Raw genomic sequence first — 3773 nt, forward strand, 5'->3', positions numbered from 1 at the left:
TCGCCGAGCCCGGAGCCCTCGCCGAGCCCGGAGCCCTCGCCGAGCCCGGAGCCCTCGCCGAGCCCGGAGCCCTCGCCCACTCCAACGTGTACCAATACTGCAACGAGTACGAGTATCCCAGCAATACTACCTACATCCACTTCAACCCCAACCCTAACCACAACGCCAACCCTAACCGCAACCCCAACCCTAACCGCAACCCCAACCCCAACCATAACCACGATACAGAACGAGCAACGCTACTACGTGTATCTACCGCTGGTTATGTGCCAGACATAGTTAGGGGAGCGGATGTTGTTGATTGCCCCGTTGCGTTGCGTTGCCGCCCTGAGATGCCGTAGGTAGTGCCGACTTTAGTCGGCTTCCAGAAATTAATCCGGTGTCGCGGCACGGACTAGACCTGATAGATATGCCAGATCTGCGAGGTCTGGTTAGCGGATTATTTACTGGAAGACCATAAGTCGGCACTACGATGCCCGCCCATAGACTATTCAGCATGACAGGCTGCTGGGATACGTAACAATTTCTGCTTCCCTTAAGCGCCGTAGTGCCGACGTCAGTCGGCATCCAATGGCAACCTCCGACCTCAGCCGACTAACGTCGGCACTCCGTCGGAGGCCAAGTGGAGTGCCGGCTTTAGCCGGCTAAAGCCGGCACTCCACCGCGTGCCACGTAGCATGGTGTGGTGCAATTCTCTGGATCTCTCTGATAAACCCGCTGTAACTCAACATATGCACAAATTTAGCGCCCATTTAGGCCACTCACATACTCTATTAGGTAGGTTCGTGGGCTTTGCCTGCGCCGCTTTTTCTTGCTGAATTGCAAACCCACATGGACTAGTCATACCAACTTATTGCTGAACATGCCACATCATCAATAACGCTCAAGCTCATTGGGACGCCATGTTCGGCAATCTGCAATCGGCAATCGGCAATCTGCAATCTGCAATCTGCAATCTGCAATCTGCAATCGGCAATCGGCAATCGGCAATCGGCAATCTGCAATCTGCAATCTGCAATCTGCAATCTGCAATCTACAATCGGCAATCGGCAATCTGCAATCTACTACACGGCGGGTGGTTGAGGTCTGGACTCAAGCATCTCCCTCCCTCTTGAGGCGTCAATGCAGGCTACACTCAAGCCAAGTCGGGTCTTGCGGCTCTTTGTTTCAGTTGGCCTTGTGCTGCTCATGCTAGGCATGCATACCAGTTATCTGCGTGCGGCAGCGCGGCTGATGCCTACCGAAGCGGTGCTGCCTGGCCCCCCCGCTGTGCCAACGAGTGCTGTGCCGCTTGAAACCGATCAAGCCACCGAAGCAGCACCCGCCAGCCAGCCATGGCAGATCTGGTTGCCCTTGGTTGCGGGGGGCAGTGGTGAGGAGGAAGCTACGGCAACCCCCACGGCGACCATGAACGCTGGGGATGCATCAGCCAGCGCCACCGCCACGTCTACTGCCACCACCACCGCGACGCCGCAGGCAGATGGGCCTGAGCAGCAGGCCAATTGGCACCAACTCGGAGGCAATCCGCAGCGTACCCATTTTGCCCCTGCTGATCCCGCTACCCAAATGGCACTTGCCAATGCCAATGGTCAATCCTGGCGCACCATGTGGGTCTGGAATAGTCCTGATGGCGCTGACGCGCAGCACCCACTGGCCGATGGCGCCGCACCGATTCTGGGTGCGGGTCGGCTCTACCTTGGCGATGCCAATGGGGTGGTGCGTGCCCTCAGCGCCGACGATGGGCGCGAGTTGTGGCAACAGCCGCTTGGGGGCCGCATCCTGAATGTTGGCGCCTTTGATCCGGTGAGTGCCAGTGTCTATTTTGCAACCGACCAGGGCCGCTTTGTGCGCCTGCGTGCCAGCGATGGGCACCTGCTTGGTGAATTGAATCTTGGTAGTGCCATTGAGAGCGCGGTACTCCTTGTTGGCGACCACGCCTACCTTGGGACAGCCAACGGGCAACTGGTCGCGGTGCAGCATACGAGTATGCGCCAGACCTGGAGCTACAACGCGGGTGCGCCGATCTACGCTTCGGCTGCCTATAGTGCCGCCGCCGGGGGGTTGATCATTGTTCCTGTGGAGGATGGTACAATTCATGCGGTGCGGATTGCCGATGGTCAGCCTGTATGGCAGAGCCCCATCAACGCCTCGTTGCGCCCGGCACGGGCTGAACGCCCGGCACGCCGTTTCCCCGATACCTATCCGGTGGTAGCCGAACAGGCTGGCGTTGTCTTGGTGCGCTCCTATTTCGCATGGGACTTGACGTGGGATCCGAGCGCTGGAGCGCCCGAAAGCCAGCGGATCATTCGTGAAATGATCACTAATCGCTCCTATTTCGAGTCCTTCTTCGTGCTTGATCTCACGACTGGCGAACGGCGCTTTGTCGCCCCAGTGCTTGGTGGTGCGATGGGGCAGGATGGTTACTACTACTCCACCCCGCCCCAAGCGGTGATCCGTACTCTGCCCGATGGCAATGAGGTTGCGTACCTCTTCTGGCGCATCCGTGATGCATGTCTGTTGGCCCGTGTTGCCTGTAATGGCCTTGAGGATACCACCTTTGGTGAAATGGATCTGAGCAGTGGGCACATCCGCTTTGTGCAAGATCATAAGCAACCCACAGCCAACCATCTGCCAACCAATGAGCAGGGTGCCCTCACTATGGTGGGCGATACGCTCTTCTATGGCCAATGGAATAGGCTTGGTGCGCTGCATATTCCTGATCGTACCCTGGAAGGCACTTCATATCAGGCGCCCATCCCAAGTGACCAACAGTTTATCTACACCCAATCGCAGGTAGCTACCTCGCAGCCGCAACTCCCTGCGGTGCGAAGCCCCATTATTGACCAAGGGGTCATCTATTGGCGCAGTAGCAATGGGGCGTTGCTGGCGCTTACGTATGCTCCCAACGATCCTGCTTCTACCGCGACGCCTACGTCGGGCAGTGGCGGCGCTGGTGCTGCAACCAATACCCCGACCGCGACCAATGCCTCCGATGTGCCGCTGCCTGCCACTGCGACGCCTAGTGCCACGCCAACTGCTGCTGTCATTGCAGCGGCAACTGCGACGCCCACGGCAACTGGTAGCGCAACGAGTACCCCGACGTTGACGCCCACAGGTACAGGATTGCCTCCGGTGATGGGCACCGCAACCCCAACGGAGACCCCAACGGAGACCGGCACCCCCACCGAGACCCCAACGGAAACCGGCACCCCCACCTCAACGGAGACCGGCACCGCGACCCCAACGGAGACCGGCACCCCAACGGAGACCGGCACCCCAACGGAGACCGGCACCCCAACGGAGACCGGCACCCCAACGGAGACCGGCACCCCAACGGAAACCGCGACCCCAACGGAGACCGGCACCCCAACGGAGACCGGCACCCCAACGGAGACCGGCACCCCAACGGAGACCGCGACCCCAACGGAAACCGGCACCCCAACGGAGACCGCGACCCCAACGGAGACCGGCACCCCAACGGAGACCGCGACCCCCACGGAAACCGGCACCCCAACGGAGACCGCGACCCCAACGGAGACCGGCACCCCAACGGAGACCGGCACCCCAACGGAAACCGGCACCCCAACGGAAACCGGCACCCCAACGGAGACCGGCACCCCAACGGAGACCGCGACCCCCACGGAGACCGCGACCCCAACGGAGACCGGCACCCCAACGGAGACCGCGACCCCAACAGAGACCGGCACCCCAACGGAGACCGGCACCCCAACGGGTACCGCGACCCCAACGGGTACCGCGACCCCAACGGGTAC

The 3773-nt window shown here is 60.6% G+C and carries 3 protein-coding genes; all 3 read left to right on the forward strand.

Features of this window, described 5'->3' with window-relative positions; translation table 11 throughout:
- The coding region (locus CJ255_RS24745; protein WP_217352515.1) for a hypothetical protein at window positions 1-341 on the forward strand (341 nt) is incomplete at its 5' end.
- 561 nt (window positions 342-902) lie between these two features.
- Complete coding sequence (locus CJ255_RS23105) at window positions 903-1115, forward strand: AraC family transcriptional regulator (RefSeq protein ID WP_124682048.1); 213 nt, start codon at window positions 903-905, stop codon at window positions 1113-1115.
- A 7-nt stretch (window positions 1116-1122) separates the two neighbouring features.
- Window positions 1123-3773 (forward strand): PQQ-binding-like beta-propeller repeat protein (locus tag CJ255_RS23855; protein WP_165774871.1); only part of this gene is annotated, 2651 nt, incomplete at its 3' end.

This window comes from Candidatus Viridilinea mediisalina (assembly GCF_002532535.1).
Lineage (GTDB): Bacteria > Chloroflexota > Chloroflexia > Chloroflexales > Chloroflexaceae > Viridilinea > Viridilinea mediisalina.